Source organism: Pseudomonas sp. McL0111 (genome assembly GCF_052567255.1).
Genome location: NZ_CP199585.1, coordinates 786,280 through 806,288, shown reverse-complemented (window position 1 = coordinate 806,288; position 20,009 = coordinate 786,280). Strand labels below are relative to the sequence as shown.

Annotated in this window: 20 protein-coding genes; 14 read left to right on the top strand and 6 right to left on the bottom strand. The window is 59.8% G+C overall.

The features are described 5' to 3' along the window. The first annotated feature begins 1 nt into the window (after position 1). From ACTWLJ_RS03760 to ACTWLJ_RS03735, 6 genes are all read left to right on the top strand, one after another. A complete protein-coding gene (locus tag ACTWLJ_RS03760; protein ID WP_401216062.1) occupies positions 2-559 on the top strand; it encodes an NUDIX hydrolase in 558 nt (185 codons plus the stop codon). A 179-nt stretch (positions 560-738) separates the two neighbouring features. Beyond that, complete coding sequence (locus ACTWLJ_RS03755; RefSeq protein WP_445179913.1) at positions 739-1,110, top strand: translation initiation factor Sui1; 372 nt, start codon at positions 739-741, stop codon at positions 1,108-1,110. Positions 1,111-1,329: 219 nt separating this feature from the next. After that, positions 1,330-3,243, top strand: coding sequence for an arginine decarboxylase (gene speA, locus ACTWLJ_RS03750; RefSeq protein WP_445179912.1), 1,914 nt, complete (start codon positions 1,330-1,332; stop codon positions 3,241-3,243). A gap of 233 nt (positions 3,244-3,476) precedes the next feature. After that, entirely contained in the window at positions 3,477-4,808 is a 1,332-nt protein-coding gene (locus ACTWLJ_RS03745) for a type VI secretion system Vgr family protein (RefSeq protein WP_445179911.1), read from the top strand. Next, positions 4,805-5,599, top strand: a complete 795-nt coding sequence (locus ACTWLJ_RS03740; RefSeq protein ID WP_445179910.1) for a DUF4123 domain-containing protein — start codon at positions 4,805-4,807, stop codon at positions 5,597-5,599. The genes ACTWLJ_RS03745 and ACTWLJ_RS03740 overlap by 4 nt, the downstream gene beginning before the upstream one ends. 18 nt (positions 5,600-5,617) lie before the next feature. Next, on the top strand, positions 5,618-6,535 hold the full coding sequence (locus ACTWLJ_RS03735; RefSeq protein ID WP_445179909.1) for an alpha/beta hydrolase: 918 nt from the start codon (positions 5,618-5,620) through the stop codon (positions 6,533-6,535). Here ACTWLJ_RS03735 and ACTWLJ_RS03730 read toward each other — a convergent pair. Then, on the bottom strand, positions 6,488-7,837 hold the full coding sequence (locus ACTWLJ_RS03730) for an MATE family efflux transporter (RefSeq protein WP_445179908.1): 1,350 nt from the start codon (positions 7,835-7,837) through the stop codon (positions 6,488-6,490). The two genes, ACTWLJ_RS03735 and ACTWLJ_RS03730, sit on opposite strands and share 48 nt — an antisense overlap. 162 nt (positions 7,838-7,999) lie before the next feature. After that, a complete protein-coding gene (locus ACTWLJ_RS03725) occupies positions 8,000-8,293 on the bottom strand; it encodes a hypothetical protein (protein ID WP_401216069.1) in 294 nt (97 codons plus the stop codon). Between the two features lie 157 nt (positions 8,294-8,450). On the opposite strand from ACTWLJ_RS03725, the gene ACTWLJ_RS03720 reads away from it, so the two are divergent. From ACTWLJ_RS03720 to ACTWLJ_RS03700, 5 genes are all read left to right on the top strand, one after another. Next, positions 8,451-8,753, top strand: a complete 303-nt coding sequence (locus tag ACTWLJ_RS03720; protein ID WP_007951009.1) for a MazG-like family protein — start codon at positions 8,451-8,453, stop codon at positions 8,751-8,753. After that, positions 8,753-9,502, top strand: a complete 750-nt coding sequence (locus ACTWLJ_RS03715) for a methyltransferase domain-containing protein (protein WP_401216070.1) — start codon at positions 8,753-8,755, stop codon at positions 9,500-9,502. The genes ACTWLJ_RS03720 and ACTWLJ_RS03715 overlap by 1 nt, the downstream gene beginning before the upstream one ends. A gap of 12 nt (positions 9,503-9,514) precedes the next feature. Then, positions 9,515-10,126: a DUF4136 domain-containing protein gene (locus tag ACTWLJ_RS03710; protein ID WP_445179907.1), complete on the top strand. Its 612-nt coding sequence runs from the start codon at positions 9,515-9,517 to the stop codon at positions 10,124-10,126. 52 nt (positions 10,127-10,178) lie between these two features. Then, on the top strand, positions 10,179-10,736 hold the full coding sequence (locus ACTWLJ_RS03705) for a DUF4136 domain-containing protein (RefSeq protein ID WP_401216072.1): 558 nt from the start codon (positions 10,179-10,181) through the stop codon (positions 10,734-10,736). A gap of 251 nt (positions 10,737-10,987) precedes the next feature. After that, entirely contained in the window at positions 10,988-12,988 is a 2,001-nt protein-coding gene (locus tag ACTWLJ_RS03700) for a pilus assembly protein TadG-related protein (RefSeq protein ID WP_445179906.1), read from the top strand. Here the strand turns inward: ACTWLJ_RS03700 and ACTWLJ_RS03695 are convergent. Together ACTWLJ_RS03695 and ACTWLJ_RS03690 are read right to left on the bottom strand one after the other, a co-directional pair. Next, positions 12,985-15,738 carry an ATP-binding protein gene (locus ACTWLJ_RS03695; protein ID WP_445179905.1) on the bottom strand — a complete coding sequence of 918 codons (2,754 nt, stop codon included), beginning with the start codon at positions 15,736-15,738 and terminating at the stop codon, positions 12,985-12,987. The two genes, ACTWLJ_RS03700 and ACTWLJ_RS03695, sit on opposite strands and share 4 nt — an antisense overlap. Further along, positions 15,735-16,196, bottom strand: coding sequence for a TadE/TadG family type IV pilus assembly protein (locus ACTWLJ_RS03690; RefSeq protein WP_445179904.1), 462 nt, complete (start codon positions 16,194-16,196; stop codon positions 15,735-15,737). Before ACTWLJ_RS03690 ends, ACTWLJ_RS03695 begins: the two co-directional genes overlap by 4 nt. Positions 16,197-16,271: 75 nt before the next feature. Between ACTWLJ_RS03690 and ACTWLJ_RS03685 the strand changes: the two genes are divergently transcribed. The 3 genes from ACTWLJ_RS03685 to ACTWLJ_RS03675 all read left to right on the top strand — a co-directional run bounded on the left by ACTWLJ_RS03685 (position 16,272) and on the right by ACTWLJ_RS03675 (position 18,894). Next, positions 16,272-16,742, top strand: a complete 471-nt coding sequence (locus ACTWLJ_RS03685; protein ID WP_445179903.1) for a prepilin peptidase — start codon at positions 16,272-16,274, stop codon at positions 16,740-16,742. Positions 16,743-16,868: 126 nt separating this feature from the next. Next, on the top strand, positions 16,869-17,657 hold the full coding sequence (locus tag ACTWLJ_RS03680; RefSeq protein WP_401216077.1) for a response regulator transcription factor: 789 nt from the start codon (positions 16,869-16,871) through the stop codon (positions 17,655-17,657). An 874-nt stretch (positions 17,658-18,531) separates the two neighbouring features. After that, the gene (locus tag ACTWLJ_RS03675; protein WP_445179902.1) at positions 18,532-18,894 is read left to right on the top strand and encodes a DUF6124 family protein; all 363 of its coding nucleotides are present in this window, start codon (positions 18,532-18,534) and stop codon (positions 18,892-18,894) included. A 99-nt stretch (positions 18,895-18,993) separates the two neighbouring features. On the opposite strand, the gene ACTWLJ_RS03670 is transcribed toward ACTWLJ_RS03675, so the two are convergent. After that, the gene (locus tag ACTWLJ_RS03670) at positions 18,994-19,266 is read right to left on the bottom strand and encodes a DUF3613 domain-containing protein (RefSeq protein WP_401216079.1); all 273 of its coding nucleotides are present in this window, start codon (positions 19,264-19,266) and stop codon (positions 18,994-18,996) included. A gap of 10 nt (positions 19,267-19,276) precedes the next feature. Next, positions 19,277-19,999: a hypothetical protein gene (locus tag ACTWLJ_RS03665; RefSeq protein WP_401216080.1), complete on the bottom strand. Its 723-nt coding sequence runs from the start codon at positions 19,997-19,999 to the stop codon at positions 19,277-19,279. Positions 20,000-20,009: the final 10 nt, after the last annotated feature.

Below are 20,009 nucleotides of genomic sequence, written 5' to 3'. Positions count from 1 at the left end.
CATGAGCCAAAACGCCAAAGAGGCGGCGCACCGTGCCGCCTCGGATGCCGAACACATCGCCTGGGTCGACGAGCAGGACAACCTGCTCGGCGCTCTGGTGCGCTCCGATTTGCGCGAACGCGGGCTGATCGGCCGCGGCACTTACATCATGCTGTTCAACTCTGCCGGTGAGCTTTGCGTGCATCGGCGCACGTTGAGCAAGGCGATATATCCCGGTTACTGGGATGTCGCGGCGGGTGGCATGGTGATGGCCACTGAAACCTACGCCGAGTCGGCGGCCCGTGAGCTGGAAGAGGAACTGGGCGTCAGTGGCGTTGAGCTGACCGCTCATGACCATTTCTTTTTCGAAGACACCGGCAATCGCCTATGGTGTTCAGCGTTTTCTGCGGTGTGGGACGGGCCGTTGATCCTGCAACCGGAAGAGGTGCTCGAAGCACGCTTTATTCCCGTCGAACAGGTCATGCTGGAAATCGAGCAGAAGCCTTATTGCCCGGACTCTCTGGCAGCCCTGAAGCGCTATCTCAAGGCTCAGCAAAGCGACGTCGCAAAGAAGGCATAAATTGGCGCTGATTGGCTCTTAGCAATTGCGCTTTTTGCCGTTACACTGCGCGACCTTTTCAAGCTGCGCCTGGACAATGTGTCCGGTGCAGTAGCGCTGCCCCTGCCTGAGTGGGGCTTCGCGGTCGATAACCTTGCCCAAGGTTGCGATCAGTCTTTGTCCTCCCAAGAGGATTGCCGGTGGCCAAAAAAGCCGCATCCTTCGCCGCCCTTGGTGGCCTGGTATTTTCCACCGACGCAGGTCGTCATTGCCCGGAATGCAGTAAACCGGTGGACGCCTGTATCTGCAAACAAACCGTGATCCCTGCCGGAGACGGCATTGCCCGCGTACGTCGCGAGAGCAAGGGTCGTGGCGGCAAGACGGTGACCACCATCACCGGCGTGCCGCTGGCCGAGGAGCCGCTCAAGGAGCTGGCGACAACGTTGAAGAAACGTTGTGGCACTGGCGGGGCGCTGAAAGACGGGATCATCGAAATCCAGGGCGATCATGTCGAGCTACTCTTGGCTGAGCTGATCAAATTCGGTTTCAAAGCGAAGAAGTCCGGCGGCTAGCAGCCTCTGTGAAAACCACCTGCGGCTTGATCCGGCTCTGCACAGTTGCACATCCGGCGTCGTCTCCATGGTTTTCACAGAGCCTGTTCATGACCGGTTTCTAAACTCAACGCTGTCAGCGCGGTCTACCGCCCCGCTGACGAACCGTCATTTTCATTCTTTAGACTGCGCCGGCCTGAGATCAGGCGACGCACTATGACTTCTTTATAGGGGACTTCGATGTCCGTACGACGCACACGTAAAGACGATGGCAGCCAATGGACAGTTGCGGACAGCCGCAGTGTTTACGGGATTCGCCATTGGGGGGCCGGATATTTCGCGATCAATGAAGCCGGTCGCGTCGAAGTTCGTCCGAACGGTCCGAGCAGCTCGCCTATCGACCTGTTCGAGCAAGTTGACCAGCTGCGCAAAAGCGGCTTGTCCTTGCCATTGCTGGTGCGTTTCCCCGACATCCTGCAAGACCGTGTCCGCCAACTGACCGGCGCGTTCGATGCGAATATCGAGCGTCTGGAATACCAGAGCAAGTACACCGCGCTGTACCCGATCAAGGTCAACCAGCAGGAAGCAGTGATCGAGAACATCATCGCCACCCGCGACGTTTCGATCGGTCTGGAAGCCGGCTCCAAGCCTGAACTGCTGGCAGTGCTGGCACTGGCGCCGAAGGGCGGCACCATTGTCTGCAACGGCTACAAGGACCGCGAGTTCATCCGTCTGGCACTGATGGGGCAGAAACTCGGCCACAACGTGTTCATCGTGATCGAGAAAGAATCCGAAGTCGGTCTGGTGATCGAAGAAGCTGCCTCGCTGAAGGTCAAGCCACAGGTCGGCCTGCGCGTGCGTCTGTCGTCGCTGGCATCGTCGAAGTGGGCGGATACCGGTGGCGAGAAATCCAAGTTCGGTCTGTCGGCGGCGCAGTTGCTGTCGGTGGTCGAGCGTTTCCGCGCTGCCGGTCTGGATCAGGGCATCCGCCTGCTGCACTTCCACATGGGCTCGCAGATCGCCAACCTGGCCGACTATCAGCACGGCTTCAAGGAAGCGATCCGTTACTACGGCGAACTGCGCAACCTCGGTCTGCCGGTCGATCACATCGACGTGGGTGGCGGTCTGGGCGTGGACTACGACGGTACGCACTCGCGTAACGCCAGTTCGATCAACTACGACATGGACGATTACGCCGGTGTCGTGGTCGGGATGCTCAAGGAGTTCTGCGATGCGCAGAGCCTGCCGCACCCGCACATCTTCTCCGAGAGCGGCCGTTCGCTGACCGCGCACCACGCCATGCTGGTGGTGCAGGTGACCGACGTCGAGAAACACAACGACGACGTGCCGCAGATCGAGAACAAGGAAAACCTGCCGGAAACCGTGCAGTGGCTGGTGGACCTGCTGGGTCCGACCGACATTGAAATGGTCACCGAAACCTACTGGCGCGCCACTCACTACATGAGCGACGTGGCTTCGCAGTACGCCGACGGCAAACTGACCCTGGCCGAGAAAGCATTGGCCGAGCAGTGCTACTTCGCTGTTTGCCGCCGCTTGCACAACTCGTTGAAGGCGCGTCAGCGTTCGCACCGTCAGGTGCTCGACGAACTCAACGACAAACTGGCCGACAAGTACATCTGCAACTTCTCGGTATTCCAGAGCCTGCCGGACACCTGGGCGATCGATCAGGTACTGCCGATCATCCCGCTGCATCGTCTCGACGAAGAGCCGCTGCGCCGTGCGGTGTTGCAGGATCTGACCTGCGACTCCGACGGCAAGATCAACCAGTACGTCGACGAGCAGAGCATCGAAACCAGTCTGCCGGTACATGGTTTGAATGAAGGCGAGGACTATCTGCTGGGCGTGTTCCTGGTCGGCGCCTATCAGGAAATCCTTGGCGACATGCACAACCTGTTCGGTGACACCGACTCGGTGAACATCTACCAGAACGCCGACGGCAGCGTGTACCACGCCGGTATCGAGACCCATGACACCATCGAAGACATGCTGCGTTACGTGCACTTGTCGCCTGAAGAACTGATGACTCACTACCGCGACAAGTGCGCCAGTGCCCGCATCAGCCCTAGCGAGCGCACCCAGTTCCTCGATGCGTTGCGCCTGGGCCTGACCCGCTCCTCCTACCTGTCTTCCTGAGGCACGGTCTATGCCGAATCGGGTTGTCTGAAATTGTTCCGCACACTGCGGAAATTTCGGACAACCCGGTGCGACATTTCTGTTTTTTCCTGCGAAACGACCTGACTTGCTGGCAAGTCTGGCGAAGTGGTCTGCTTTTCGCGTAGGTCATTTCCTAAGTTGTACTTGGGCACTCTACTCGGCCATGCCTCTCGGCGAGAATCCTCGGCCGCCCCTCCTGTAGAGATCTGCCCATGTTCGATTCCGTCAACGAGCCGTCGTTTCGTCTCGATGTAGCGGGTCAGCCCGACTCCTTCGAGGTGCTGGCCTTTACCGGCAGCGAGGGCATCAGCGAGCCCTTTGCATTTGATATCGATCTGTTGATCAACGACCCGCATCTGGATCTTGACGGCCTGCTGTACCGCTCGGCGTTCCTCCAGTTCGGCTTGCCACAAAACGGTCTGAACGGGCAGTTGCACAGCCTTGTCCAGCATGAGCATGGTCTTGGTTCGCGCTTGTGTCGTGTGCGGTTGGCGCCGAAGTTGAGTTGCCTGGAGCTGCGCTTCAGCCAGCGGATTTTCAGCGGCCGTTCGGTGCCGCAGATTCTGCTGCAGGTGCTAAAGGAGCACGGGATTGTCGAGGCGCAACGGCGGTTTGATCTGCTGGATGACTATCCATTGCGCACCTTTTGTACCCAATACCGCGAGTCCGATCTGCAGTTTGTCCAGCGTCTGTGTGCGCAGTCGCATATCCACTATTACTTCGAGCATGGCCGCGACGGCCATTGCCTGGTCTTCGTCGATGATCCGGCCCGCATGCCGAGGGCCGATGTGGCGAACTTCGAGCGTGCGGGCGACTCCCCGGCCATTCGCCGCTGGAAATTGCAGATGGATGCATCGACGGTCAGCAAGGCCCCCACGGCTGATGGGCACACAGATTTGTCGAACTTGCGCAGCGGTCAGTGGCTTTCGTTGACCGGTCATCCGCTTGCCGAATGCAACCGCAACTGGCTGTTGAACCGGGTCGAACATCGCGCCGATCTGTCCCTTGAGCCGTCTTACAGCAACCGGATCTGTGGCGCCGGGCAGATGCCGACAATGTTGCCGGCCAGCACTTGTGCACGGCCGCGCATGCACAGCCTGCAACGTGCCTGGGTGGTGACAGTCGACGAGCCGCGTCCCGATCAATCGCGGCCCGTGGCGGTGCAGTTCGACTGGTTGTATCAGGGCGAAGGTGCCGCAGCCAGCCATTGCTGGCTGCCCCTCGCGCCGACGCTGACCGATACGCCGCTGACGTCGCTGCAAGAAGGCGTCGAGGTGGTGGTGAGTTTCCTTGAGGGTGATCCCGATCAGCCAGTGATCAGCGGTGTATTGCAAGAGTCTGCGGTCATTGAAGATATTGACGATCACCAGGAGCATGAGCTTCCCGACCCGCTGGCAAGCGCCGGTTTTGCACAATGGCTCACGTCTGCCGAACCGCTATTGCTGCTGTGCCTGCTACCTGGTGGCGGCAGTTACAGCCATTGCGCGGAAGCGGTTTGCAGCTGCCGACTGCTCGCGGCGCTGGATCAGAGCGGCGCAGCATGAGCCGCGCGGCGCACGAACTAGACGCGCAATGGCTGTTGCTCGATGCTCCCGAAGCCCCGCAAGCCTTGAGCGCATTGCATCAAACCTTTGCCGATGTGGCTTGTTGGCGGCTGTTCGATGCAACCGAGTTTCAGCCGGTCAGTGAAAATGGTCCGTTACTTGTCGATTTGCGCGGTTGCCCGGCATTGGCAGCACTGTGTCTGAGCGATCCGCACACCTGGCGCGGCTTGTTGCTCGGCAGCCAGGTCCCGGCGCAGTCATTGCTGAAACATTTGCGGCGCATGCTCACGGTCTCATTCGGACTCAATCACCGCGCCTTGCTCGGTTACTACAATCGTCAGACCGCGAGCTATTTCTTCGATGCCTGCGATGCCGAACAGTTGAGTCGCTGGCTCGGCCCGATCCATCAGTTGCGCTGGTTCGGCGGCACCTGGAGCGACCGGTCCATTGGCAGCCAGGGCTGGCAGCAACTGCGCAATCCGCAGCGGACAGTCGAGCCGCTCGGCATCGAAGAAAGTCTTACCCGGCGTCAACGTGAACGCCTGCAAGCCTGTGTGCTGGAGCGACATATCTGGTGCTGGTGCCAATCGATGGGAACCGACTTCACGCGAATGTCCTCACATGCTCAACAAGGTCTGGCGCTGGGTTTCAGCGAAAGGACAGTGCTGGATGACTGGTTATGGCTACGCTTGCAGCATCCCCGGGCGTTGCTGGTGCAAACGCCGGACGGTCTGACCCAGCAAGAACGACTCGAGCATTTGCGTCGACACTGGCAGAACAATCACCCTTGAAATAGAGAACAGACACCTATGGCGGGCGCGTTGCGGCAATGGTTCGGGGCAGTGTTCGGTGGGCTTTTGCTGCTCGGCGTCAGTGCCTGCTCGCCAGTGAAAATCCTTAATGCGCTGACGCCTGACAGCACTTTCGATAAAACCGCCGGGATTGCCTATGGCGAAGATCCTCGGCAGAAGCTCGATGTCTACGTGCCGCGCCATCCGCTGAAGGATGCGCCCGTGGTGGTGTTTTTCTACGGCGGGAGCTGGAACAGTGGCGCTCGCGAGGACTACACCTTTGTCGGCGAGGCGCTGGCGTCGCGGGGGATTTATGCGGTGCTGGCGGATTATCGGTTGTATCCGCAGGTTCGTTATCCGCTGTTTCTCGAAGATGGCGCCCGGGCCGTGGCGTGGACCAAGGCGCACATCCGCGAATATTCCGGCAACCCGCAGCGCCTGTACTTGATGGGCCATAGTTCCGGCGCCTACAACGCGGCGATGCTGGCGCTGGATGCGGATTTACTGCGCGCGGTTGGCATGTCTCCGGCGGATATCAGCGGTTGGATCGGTCTGGCCGGGCCTTACGATTTTCTGCCGATCAAGAATCCCGATGTGCGTCCGGTGTTTTTCTGGCCGGATTCTCCGCCGCAATCGCAGCCGATCAACCACGTCAGTCGCGGCGCGCCACCGGCCTTGCTGATCGCGGCGAATGAGGATGATCTGGTCAATCCGGTACGCAATACCGGCGGCCTCGCGCGCAAATTGCGCGAATACGGGGTGCCCGTGCAGGACCTGTATTACTCGCGCCCCAGTCATGTGACGCTGGTCGCGACCCTGTCGCGTCCGCTGCGGCGGCTGGCGCCAGTGCTCGATCAGGTGGTGTCGTTCGTCAGGCACACGCCTGACTCAGTGAACGCCACCGCTGAACCAGCCGTCGTTGCGCCGCAGCCATAGGGCCAGTGCGCCGAGGGTCAGGCTGCGCAACACCATGAACAGCAGGAAAGTTATCCACAAACCGTGGTTGCCCAGCCCTTGCAGCACCCAGGCGAACGGCGCCAGCAGCATTACCGTCAGCAGCATGCCGTTACGCATTTCCCGGGCGCGGGTGGCGCCGATGAACAGACCGTCGAGCAAGTAGCTCCACACCGCGATCAATGGCAGCACGGCCAGATATGGCAGGTAGATGAACGCGGTATCGCGCACGCTCTGGATGTCGGTCTGCATCTCGATGAACAGATGCCCGGCGAACAAAAACAGCGCGGCAAACCCCAGACTTGCCAGCAGCGACCAGCCACCGGCGACAACCAGGGAACGGCGCAAGGCCAGACGATCACGCGCACCGATGGCATGCCCGCACAACGCTTCGACCGCGTGAGCCAGACCATCCAGCGCATGGGCGGTCAGCAGCAGACCGTTGAGCAGCAGCGCATTGGCCGCGACCGTGGCATCACCCAGCCGCGCACCTTGTACGGTGATCAGGAAAAACACCGATTGCAGTGCGAGGCTGCGGATGAAGATGTCGCGGTTGACCGCCAGTAACGGGCGCCAGCTCTGCCACAGCTTCAGCGCGGCCCAGGCGATGTGCCCCGGATAGGCGCGCAAGGCCTTGCGCGTCAGCAAGAGGCCAAGGAGGGCGCCGCTCCACTCGGCAATCACCGAGGCACGCGCCGAACCGACCACGCCCCAGTCCAGCCCGAGGACAAACCACAGATTGAGAACGATGTTGATCAGGTTGGTGGTCAGCAGAATCGCCAGCGGTGCCCGGGCGTTCTGGGTGCCGAGAAACCAGCCGACCAATGCATAACTGGCCAGCGCGGCGGGCAAGCCGAACAGGCGCGTGTGGAAAAAGTCGCGAGTCAGTTGATCAAGCTCTGCCGACGGCTGCATGAAGTGCAGCGCGACCCCGCTCAGCGGCACGCCCAAAGTGCCGAGCACCAGCGCCAGTCCCATCGCCAGCAGCAGACCTTGCAACAGAATCTGCCGCAACGCCGCACCGTCGCTGCGCCCGGCAGCCTGGGCGGCGAAGCCCGTGGTGCCCATCCGTAGAAAGCCCATAGCCCAAGCGAGAAAGGTATACAGACTGGCGCCGACCGCCACCGCGCCCAACTGATGGGCGTGCGGCAAGTGACCGATGACGGTGCTGTCGACCAGCGCCACCAGCGGCACAGAAATATTGGAAAGAATCATGGGGGCGGCAAGCGCCCAGACCCGACGGTGAGTCGGGCGGTCGCGCCAGTCGGCGATCAGGTTGGACATGCGGGCTCCTTGGGAGAGCGGGGATTGTAGCGGCAGATCCGAGCCACGCAGCGGTTCAATAGTGGGAGAGAGCCTGCTCGCGAAGGCGGTGTGTCATTCAAATTTCAATTGACTGACACGATGCTTTCGCGAGCAGGCTCGCTCCCACAGTGAATGGTGGTGTCAGTGAATAATCCAGCTCAACAACCACAACCCCAGCAACAGCCAGATGATCCCGGCAATGATCGAAGCATTCATAAAGGCGCGGATCGCCGACCACAACAGCATCAGCCCGACGATCAGCGCGATGATGCTGATGATCGACGTGTCCATGCCCAACGTCTTGGCCAGTCCGTCGACAAAATTGCCGCCCGCGTGGCTCAGAATGCTGAACAGTCCGCTGAGCCCGTCGACGATAAAACGGATGACCGAACCGAGCGCCTGCCCGAGCCATTCGAAAAAGCTTTCTACCTGCATGTGTGCATCCTGATGAAAGAGCTGAGCCTTGGGCCGCAACAATGCTGGCCGAGTTCCCTGCAACTATAGAGGGTTTGCACTGGCCCATAAAAGAACCTCGGCGACCCTTGCCTTCGGCTGGCTTCCCCCCGAAGCTATACCCCTTCAGGAGAGCCCGATGAACCTTGTTGAACTGACCGAACGCCTGCATGCCATTCGCGACCGCAATGACTGGCGGCAATTTCACAGCCCGAAAAACCTGGCCATGGCTGCCAGCGTGGAAATGTCCGAGCTGGTGGAGATCTTCCAGTGGCTGACCGAAGACCAGTCGCGCCAGTTGCCCGCAGACAAATTGGCGCATGCCGGGCAAGAAGTCGGCGACATCGTTCTGTATCTGTTGCTGCTGTGCAGCGAACTGGGGCTGGACATGAATGAAGTGGTGCGCAGCAAACTCGCCGACAGTGAACGGAGATTCAGTTGATGAGCGACCGTCATTTCGATCAGTTGGCGACGCGTTTCGCCGAAAAAATCTACGGCGGCGCCAAGGGTGCCATTCGCCTTGCGGTATTGCAGGCCGACCTTGCCGAGGCACTGCCGGATCGGCCGTTGCGCGTGCTGGATATAGGCGGCGGTCTGGGCCACATGTCGCTGTGGCTGGCCGAACGCGGGCACGACGTGACCTTCAGCGAGCCAGCCGAACCGATGCTTGAAGGCGCACGCCAGCGCTTCGCCGAAGCCGGGCAAACCGCAACGTTCATTCAGGCGCCCTGGCAGGAACTGCTCGGCCAGCTCACCGAACCGTACGATCTGGTGATCTGCCACGCCGTGCTCGAATGGCTGGCCGAACCCCACGCGATCCTGCCGGTCCTGCATCAACTGACCAAGCCCGGCGGCTGGCTGTCGCTGGCGTTCTACAACCGTGATGCGCTGATCTACCGCAACCTGCTCAAAGGCCATTTCAAGAAAATGCGCAAGAACGACATGGCCGGTGAGAAGCAGAGCCTGACCCCGCAGATGCCGCTTGATCCGCGGGAACTGGCGACGCAACTCGAAGGAATGTGGCAGGTCGAAAGTCAGAGCGGGATACGGGTTTTCCACGACTACATGCCAGTGGAATTCCAGGCCCGCGCCGAACTCGTGGATTTGCTGGAGATGGAACTTGCTCATCGTCGTCACCCAAGCTTCGCCGGACTTGGGCGTTATTTGCACTGGATCTGTCGGCCGGTCTGATCGGAGCACCACATGAAAGCTCAATCCGGGTTACTGCTGATCTGTCTGGGGCTGGCCGCCTGTGAGGGCAGCAACCCGTATGTGGCGCAGTCGCTGCCATTGCCGCCGGCTCCGCCGCAAGCGGCCAACACTTTTGACCGCAGTGCGTATCCGGCGCCACCACGCGACTATGGCCGCTACCGCAGTTGGGCCTGGCTCAACGGACAACTGCCGCCGGGCACGGCATGGGCGGATTCGGCGCAAGTGGCCGAAGCGGTGAGCAATGCCCTCGACCAGCGCGGCTTGCGTCCGTTGCATGACAATCGCCCGGCCGATCTGTTGGTCAGCGCCAATCTGCGTCTGGAAACCCGTTTGCGTCAGGTCCAGGACGACTCCGGCTACTACGGCGGATACAGCGGCTATGACCGTTATGGCCGGGGTTACGGGATGTACAACAGCGTGCCCGTGGTGCGTACTTATCAGGAGCAGGTTGTGGTGGTGCAGGTAGATCTGTTTGATGCCGGTACCGGGCAGCCGGTCTGGAGTGCCAGCGCCGAAACCGGCAACAAGGGCAGCGAAATCGATCGCACCGATGCGATTCGGCAGGCTGTGGAAAAGGCCATGTCGGCGTATCCTCCGGGTTAGTTTCATGCAAATGAAGCTGCCGCAGGTTCATGTCTTCAACCGGAGAAACCCCATGTTCCGCCGTCTCGCTTTAATCGCCATGGCTGCACTGCTCAGCGCTTGTGCGGCCAATCAGGTCAATCATGACTTCGATGCCAGCCGCGACTTTGCCGCTTATCGCAACTGGAGCTGGAAAGATCCCGCCCTGCAATATCGCCCCGATGATCCACGGATCAAGAGTGACCTGACCGAGCAACGCATCCGTCAGGCCGTCACCGATCAGCTTGATCAACGTGGCCTGCGTCCCGCCGCTGCGGGCGCCAAGGGTGATTTGAGTGTGCAGACTTACTTGATTGTCGAGGATCGCCAGCAGCAAGTGACCACCAACTACGGCGGCGGCTGGGGCGGCCCGTGGAACGGTTATTGGGGCGCGCCGATGTACAACGAAACCCGCAACATCACCTACAAGGTCGCGACCATTCAGATCGACCTGCTCGACGGCAAGGACGGCAAACTGGTGTGGCGCGGCAGCGATGAACAAATGCTCAGCAGCACGCCGAACCCGACCGACCGCAGCAACGCCATCCGCGAAACCGTGACGCGCATCCTCTCCAACTATCCACCGCGCTAGGTTTGTTTACGGAATGGGAGCCCAAGAGGCTCCCATTTTTTTGCCTGACAAACATCCCTTGTGGGAGCGAGCTTGCTCGCGAAAGCGCTGTGTCATTCAATATGGATTTAGCTGACACGACGCCTTCGCGAGCAAGCTCGCTCCCACAGGGTTTTGCGCAGCATCAAATGGCGCGTAGCCACCAGCCCCGTCTACACTCAATCTCACCAATGGAGGTAGCGCTCGGCAGTGCGCCGGCAAAGGAGTGCGCCATGTCGCCTCGTTCGCAGTTCAATAGCCCGACCCGGCAACGCGGGGCTATCGGCTTGATGGCGGCCGCCACCCTAAGTCTGGCGGTGGTGTTGATGCTGCTGGTGGTCGATACCGGTCGGCTGTACCTTGAACAGCGCAAGTTGCAGCGTGTGGTGGATAACGCCGCACTGGAAGCCATCAGTCGCGGCGGTAATTGCCTGCCCGGCCTGACCGCCGCCACTTATGTAGGCCAAAGTGCGGTGCGCAATGGCTTTACCGTCGATACCAACAATACCCTCGTCACCACCTGCGGCACGTTAGTGACAGCGGCCACCGGGCTGCGCAGTTTTACCGTCGATGCGACCCAGGCGGTAGCCGTAAAAGTCGTCGCCAGTCGTACGGTGACCACCAGTTTTGCCGGCGGTGTGCAGGCGTTATTCACTGGCGCGCCGGTCAGTCTCAACACCACGCTCAACGCTTTTGCTGTCGCGGGCAAGCCGCAACCGACGGTCGCACAATTGAACATCCGCAGTACGCTGGTGAACATCAGCACGGCTCAATCAAGCATTCTCAACTCGGTTTTTTCCGGGCTGCTCGGCGGCGGCGTCAACCTCTCGGCGCTGGGCTGGAACGGGCTGCTCAATACCGATGTCAATCTGCTCAGTTACTTGAACCAACTGGCGATCAATCTCAACGTGGCCGCCGGCAATTACACCCAGTTGCTCAACACCCAGGCCACGGTAACGCAACTGATTCAGGCAGCGGCGACGGTGGTGCAACTCAACGGCGCGACGGCAGATGTGATGACCGCGCTGGGCAATCTGCAAATAGCTGCGATCAACGCGGCGCCGATCAAGCTCGGTGACATTCTGCAATTGCAGACCGGCACCACAGCGGCGGGGCTGGATGCCAACCTGCAATTGCTGCAACTGATTCAGGGTGTCATCCAGTTGGCCAACAGCAAAAGCGCAGTGGCGGCGACGTTACCGATCAACGTGCTGGGGCTGGCGAATGTGACGGTGCGGGTCAAAGTGATCGAGCCGCCGCAGTTCTCCGCGATTGGTGATCCGGCATTGGCCAAGGCCAACCCCACCGGGCCGAATCAGATCTATGTGCGCACGGCGCAGATTCGCACGCTGCTTTCGGTGAACCTGCCAGTGCTGACCGGCGTGACCGGGCTGGTCAACGCCGTACTCGGACTGGTCGGCACATTGACTCCAACCCTGAACGCATTGCTGAGCCTGAACCTGGTCGCCACGCTGAACTCGGTCGGTTGCCTGCTCGGTGCCGGTTGCGAACAACTTGATCCACTGTTGCTGCCGTCCCCGGAAATCGACATCGCTCTGGATGCCGGTGGCGCCATCAGCTACGTGACCGATTACAGTTGCCCGACGACCGCAACCACCGGCACCAAAAGCCTGACAGCCCACACCATCACCTCAATCGCCGACCTCAAGGTCGGCAAGATCGACCCGACCAACGCCTTTTCTTCGGTTGCCGAGCCGACAGTCACACCGCTGCCGCTGGTCGATCTCGGCACGGTGACCTGTCACAAGATTCTGGGGATCGGCAGTTGCGATGAGTCCACGCATGTTCAATACGGCGCCGGGGGCATTGCGATCATGGTCAATACCAGCGTCGCGCAAAACACTCAGGACCTGGTGTATTCCAGCAGCACCCCATTCGCTACGCCGGCCAATCTCAAACTGCCGCCGAGCGTGATCTCTGCCGCCCCCAGCAGCAATATCGTCAATAGCCTCGCAAACACGCTGGCGGGGATCAATCTGATTGTTTACAAACCGCTGGGCAGCAATCCGTTGGGGTCCATCGTGGCCGGCGTGGCGGGTTTGATCAGCGCAGTCACGACGATTCTTCAGCCGCTGATCACCAACCTGTTGAGCCCATTACTCGACCCGTTGCTGAACAATCTGCTCAATCTGCTGGGTATCAACCTGATGGACGTCGATGTCGGCGCCAACATGACCTGCGGCCAGACCGGCAAGGCTTATCTGGTTATCTAAGCGTCCGGCGCGATGGGCAATTCGATGCAGAAGCGTGCGCCTTCCACCGAATTGCGCACGCTCAACAATCCGCCCATGTTCTCGATGATCCCATAGCTCACCGACAGCCCTAACCCCGTGCCGACGCCCACCGGTTTGGTGGTGAAGAACGGCTCAAAAATCCGCTCCAGCAAACGCGGGTCGATGCCGCCGCCATTGTCCTCGACCCACAGCCGCACCTTCAGCTCATCGCGCTCGGCGTAGATCGATATCCATGGCTTGAACGTCGAGTCCTTCTCGCGTTTGCCGAGCAGCGCATCACGGGCGTTGACCATCAGGTTGATCAACACCTGCTCCAGCTGATCGACATAACCACGCACCTGCACCGCAAACCCGGTCTCACTGATGCGCAGATCCACGCCTTTGCCGCGCATGCCTTCGGCCAGCAACGACAGCGTGCCTTCGATGGCTGAGGCCGGGTTGAACAGTTGCTGCTCGATCTCCGAACGCCGCCCGAACACGCGCATGTGATCGACCACTTTCGCCGCGCGCTGCACCTGGGCGTCGATGCGATTGAGTTTGTCGGTCAGGTAATCGATCTGCACATCGCCGTTGCCCAGGCGCTTGAGCACGTTGACGATGGCCATGCGCATCACGTTCAGCGGCTGATTGATCTCGTGGGCCAGACCGGTGGCCATCTCGCCGAGGGTGGCCATTTTTGCGCTTTGCGTGAGTTGTTGCTGCGAGCGGCGCACTTCGGTGTTGTCGCGGCCGACCGCTTGCACTTCGATCAGTTGCCCCTGTTCGTCAAACACGCCGCGATCCGACCAGACCCACCACGCATGTTCACGCCCCGGCAATTGCAGGCTGATTTCCGCAGTGCTCACCGGCAACTCAGGCGTCAGCAACGACAGGCGCTGCACGAACGCGGCGCGCTGCTCATCGGACATCCAGCTGCCCAGATCGACCCCCGGTAATTCTTCGGCAGTGCATTCCAGATAAGTCGCCAACGGTTTGTTGCCGAAGGTCAGGGTCAGGTCCGGGCGATAACGACAAATCATCGCCGGCGAATCTTCCACCAGAATCCGATAGCGTTCTTCGCTCTGCTTGACCTGTTCGGCGGCCAGCGTTGCTTCGGTGACGTCCAGCCACAGGCCGACCGCTTCCACCGGGATGCCGAGGTCGTTGCGTAACAATCGGGCCTCATCAAGCAGCCAGTGATAAGCCCCGGAACTGTCGCGCAGCCGATAACGTGCGCGCACCGAGCCTTCGCGCAGTAATTGGCGAGTGCGTTCGAAATACAGATCGCGGTCATCCGGGTGGATCATCTGCACCAGCGCGCCGGCAGCGCAATCGGCGAGGCTCCAGCCGAGTAATGGTTGCAGGCTGGCGCTGAAGAATGTCGGGAGCAATGCACCCTCGACGTAATGCTGCACATAAATTACTGCCGGCGAACTGGCGATCAGATTATCGAGACGCGCATGGGCAGCGGCGGCGAGTTGCTGCTGGTTCTTGATGTCGCTGATGTCGAGCATGAAGCCGACGAGTCGCCGTTGACTGCCTGAGCCGGCGACTTGTCCCTGAACGCGATACCACGCCAGTGCTTGCTCTGACGAAGATTGGTGCAGGCGCACGCACAGGTTCAGGGTTTCGCCGTGTTGTTGCAGGGCATGCAAGCGGCTGCGCAGCTCTTCGCGGTCGGCGGGGTGGATCAGCGCCAGCCAGTCTTCGAGTGTCAGGGTTGAGGATTGCTGGTGCAGGGCTGTGGTCAGCGACGGTGCCAACTGAATGTGCTCGCCCGTGGCGAGGATTTCCCACCAACCGGTGTCGAGCAGAAACTGCAGCGACTCCAGACGCTCCATTTGCTGATGATGCTGTTGCTCGCGCAAGCGTGCGAGCAGCGGCCCGGCCAGCGCACCGCCGAGCAGCATCCAGTCGCGATCAGCCAGATACGACATGGCCTGATCCGCCGGGTAAAAACCACACAGCAACCAGGCCACCACACCGCGATCATCGCTGTAAGGCACGGCAAAACCGTCGGAGCTGCCGAACAGGCTCTGTACCCGTGTGTGCTCATCAAGACCATGATGCGCGCCTACACGTTGCGGCGCGCTGCCGTTCAGACTGTCGAGTGGCGTGCCCAGTTGCTGGCCGTCATGCCACAAGGCCGGTGCATCGTGGGCGCGGAACTGGCGATAAATCTGCCAGCCTTGTTCCTCTTCATCGAGCAGCGCGAGGGCGATACACGGGATATGCCAGCGCTGGGCGAGCACCTGCAATTGTTCACTGACCACCACCGGCAAGCGACTCTGGCTGCAAGCGCGCAGTTGCTCGCTGATCTGCCCGGCGATCAATTGGCAGGCTTCACGATGGCGTGATTGCTGGCGTTCGAGCAGCAGGTCACTTATATCGAGCAATTGCAACAACCAGCCATTGCCCGAGGGCAACACCCAGCCGCGCAGGTGCAAGGTCTGCTCGCCGAGGCAGGGAAAATCCAGATCGAGCATTTGCCCTTGCCAGTCCAGCGGGCGACCGTGAATGGCCAGTGTGCTGTGAGGGCGTAAATAGGTGTTCAGCGGCAAGGGCTGACCGTGTGGCTTCTGTTGCACCAACAGATGCCGCAAAGGGCCGGCCATTTGCAGGACGCCGCCGTCGCTGTCCATGAAAATGCTCAACCCCACTGGCGGCGAACCGAGTGCGTCGGGCAGGTCGAATGCCGCAGTGGGCGTGCGTTTGAGCAGGCGCCCGAAGAGGTTGTCCCCCGCCGTCAAAATTGCAGGCTCGACGTGGCGGTCAGGGTGGTGGGCAGGCTGGGCACGCTACCGATTCCCGGCAGTACCAGAAACGGTATGACCTGATTCAGTTTGCTGACCGGGTAGTTCACCGTCACGGTCAATGTGCCGTTCGGGCCGTTGGTACCACCCGTGGCGAATACCGCGCTGGTGTCTGTGCCGATCACCAGATTGAACACTGGCGGCACCCACGACAATTGCTGGGTCAGGGCGGCGTTCGCGGTGCTCACCACCACGGTTGAATAGTTGGGGATCGTCGGGTCGACCGCCACGCTGCGGCGTATCGCTTCAGATGTGGCTTCGTTGAACGATTGCATCATCACGAATGGCAAGCTGTAGCTGACCAAGCCGTAAAACACTGCAAAAAAGATGACGAACACCAGTGCGAACTCAATCGCTACCGCACCTTTTTGCGACTTCCGAAAGCCGGTTTTCATGAGTGCGTCTACCCTGACAGTCACTGCGTACTCTCAGCATAGAATCATTCAGCAAAAACGGACGGTTTTTACCGGATGCAGAGCTTTATCCTCCTGACCTGGCTGGCCCTGTGTGCGGCGCAAGATGCCCGCCAACGGCGAATTTCCAACCTGTTGACCTTCGGCGCTGGCGCACTCGCGCTGGCGTATTTGCTGTGGACCGGTACTACCTGGCTCGGTGCTCCTGCGCGGGAGGGCGGCTGGGCTTGTCTGATTGCGTTGGCGCTGACACTGCCGGGGTTTTTCATGGGCCGAATGGGCGCCGGTGATGTGAAATTAATGACAGCTATGGGCCTTGCGACGGACGGTCTGTTTGTTCTGTGCGCGTTTATCGGCGCGGGTGTCGCGAGTTTGCTCTGGTGGCTGCTGGCGCCAAGACTCTGGCTGCATATGAGTCAACGACTTAGAGAACATCTTCGATATCTGGAACCTGGAGTGTCAAAAAAGCTGCCATTTGCACCGTTCGTGCTGGCGGGTGTATTGCTTTCGATACATTGGATCCACTAGTCGCCAGGCGCCACTAGTCCTATGTACATAGTCGGAAAGTGCGTCTACTTTCAAAGTGAGCGGGTTATACAGCCAAAGGCTGGCAGTACAGGAACGGTCAGCTTTGGCCTAAGCATGGAGTGGCACGTGAACAAGCCTACATCTGCGGTAAAAGTCCTCGTAGTCGATGATCAACCCTTGATCGTCGAGGAGTTGTGCGAGTTCCTCGAAAGCAGCGGTTATCGCTGTGTTCCGTGCGAGTCCAGCCAGGAGGCTATCGAGCGTTTCAGCGAAGATCTCGAGATCGGGCTGGTGCTGTGCGATCTGCACATGCCGGGTCTGGATGGCATTCAACTGGTGCAGGAGCTGCAACGGATTTGCGGCAAGCGCCGGGTGTTCGAAGCGATCATGCTCACCGGTCGCGCCGACAAGCAGGATGTGATCAAGGCATTGCGTGCCGGGATTGCCGATTACTATCAGAAGCCGATTGATCTGGATGAGTTGCTCGAAGGTGTGCAGCGTCAGGAAGTGGCGTTGCAGGAGCGGCACAAGAATGTTCAGTTGGGGCATTTGAATCAGAAGTTGCAGTTTCTTTCCGAGTCGATTGATGACATTTATCAGGATCTGGACAGGGTGCGGCGTAGTCCTTCGGTCATTGTTCGGGATGTGATGGGGGGTGATGCGCCTCAGACTGAGCAGCAGGATATGCCGGAGATTTTTCATCAGTTGTCGCCGCGGCAGCTGGATGTGGCGCGGTTGGTGGGGAAGGGGCAGACCAATTATCAGATTGCCTGTGAGTTGGGGATTACCGAGAACACAGTGAAGCTTTATGTGTCGCAGGTTTTGCGGTTGACGCATATGCATAACCGGACGCAGTTGGCGCTTGCGTTGTCGCCTGGGGCTTCGGCGGCTCGGCAGCGGGTTACGGCGCACTGAGGGTTTTTGGGGTTTGGGTGTTTATCCGTTGCTGCGGGTGGGGCTGATTAGGGTTCCGCCCTTACGGCGGGTCACTTTGGCAAACGCCCCAAAGTAACCAAAGGTCTGTGCCCTGGCGTTCGGCCCGCTCGCTGGGGCTCGGGGTTCCTTCGCTCCGGGATTCATCCGGGGGGATCGCCTACGGTTTGCTGCGCTGCACCTCCTCTCGATCTGTTCGACTTCGTCGAACGGCGCTTCGCGCCCACCCCCGGATGAATCCCTCCACTCAGCCTGCCGACGGGCGCTCTCAGATCAAGAGCTGCAGCCGAGCTAACGCTCATCCTGTTGAGTGGTGAAGAGCAACGCTGCGGCTGTACGCGAATCCTGTGGGAGCTGGCTTGCCAGCGATGGCGGCCTGACAGCCGACCAATTTCTGGCCGAAAGCACTCAACTCCCATGTAGGAGCTGCCGAAGGCTGGGATCTTTTGATCTTGCTCTTAAAAACAGATCAAAAGATCGTCCGATCGCGGCCCGAACCTTCGGCAGCTCCTACATGGGCGTATTTCAATTTTTAATGTTTAAGCGTGTGGATAAATTACAGAACCTTCCCACAAGGTTTTCAGGTTGTCCGTCGGACGTCTGCTCTCTAGTCTTTGGCTGTCGCTGCCAATTCAGCGGCCGGGTGTGGAAACCTGTATCAAGTAGTTGCATTGCATCGTTACCGTAATCATTGTCGGCGTCTTCTTTCGTCTGCAAACTGTGTCGCGGCGGCTGTGCGTGGGCAGACTTCGGTCTGGCCGGTTGCCTACTATCGGTTTTCCACCCTGCGTACAGCTGCCACCTTTTGTTGTGTGGAAACGACAAAAGATGGCTCCTCAGCCAAGTAGGAGTTTTCATGGACAAACTGATCCCCGATCCACCCCTCGATTCCATAATCCCATCCCCCGACATCACCCGCGCCGAAGAGCTCATCAAAGACCGCGAAGCGATCAAGCGCGCGCTCGATTTCTATCTGAGCCCAGATGTAGAAAAACGCAGCAATCCCAGCACGATGTTCATGGTCGCACCCAACATCGATACCGAAACCCTGCTCGCCCACGCTTACGAATCGTTGGCCTCTGCCAGTGCTCTGGCGAGTAATTTCGCTGGTGAGTTGAGTGGGTTGCAGCGCAGCACGGCGCTGGCGATTCAGCAGGTTGTCATGCTGGCCGAGCTGGCGGTGAATCGGGCGCTGGATCGGGTTGATCCACAGATCTGATCGGCGGGTTTATCGCGTCATCGTTCTTCGCGAGCAAGCCCGCGCCCACAGTTGCAATGCATTCTCCTGTGGGAGCGAGCTTGCTCGCGAATGCTTCAGCTAATTCTTGGTCTCGATCTTCCCGCCCGCATCCGGGTCGTAGAAGTCCGGGATTTCGTATTTGTATTTTTTCAACCAGCGCTGCATTGCCAGTTCCCGTTCGGTCGCGGTGGACGCTTGTGGTTTTGGCGAGGCGACTTTGTTGCGGCTTTGCAGGACCAGCCAGCCTTCGGTTTCCTGTTGCTGCGCGGATGCGGGTCCCGCGTCGATGGCCATCGCGCTCAATGGCAGGCTCAGCAAACTCAGATAGCACAGGCCTTTAAGGGCGTTCATGGCGGTCTCCTTATTTGATCGTCGACGGTTGCGGATCTGCGACTACGGCTACCTGATTACCGTGTACCGGTTTGGCCGGCACCGGGGCCTTGAGTTTTTCTGCACGTTCCTGGGCTTCGGTGAATTGCTCCGGGGTCAGTTTTGAACGGCTGACGATTTCCCCGGCCTGTTGCCAGTTGTTTTGATACAGCAGCAACGACACCAGATTGAGCGTCGCCAATTGGTTGTTTTGCTTCAGCTCGATGGCGGTGAGGAATTCGAAACGGGCATCTTCGAGGCGCAGTTGATTGAGGTAGACCAGGCCCAGGTCGTTGCGGATCTTCTCATCGGTCGGTGCCAGTCGTGCGGCGCGTTGCAGGTGCGCCTGGGCCTGGCCGTTGTCGCCACGAGCGGCATAGAGTTGGCCAAGGCCATGTTCGGCCTCGGCAGTCAGGCAGGTATTGAGCAGGCTGCGATAGAGTGGTTCGGCTTCGCTGCGGCCGAGCAGGCGATAGACCTTGGCTTTGCGCAGGCGTACTTCGCTGAGGTTGTCCGGCAGGCTTTGCAGGTTGGCCAGGCTGGCGTGCAGTTTGCCGTCGTTGGCCAGGTCGTCGGCCAGGTTCAGGGCCAGTTCCTGTTCCGAAGTCATCTTGCTGCAACTGGACGGTGACAACATGCTCGTCCACGGCGCCTGGTCACCTGTGGCGCAACCGCCAAGCATCAACAGACTTGCCAAAACAATCAGTACTTTCATCAAACGCTCT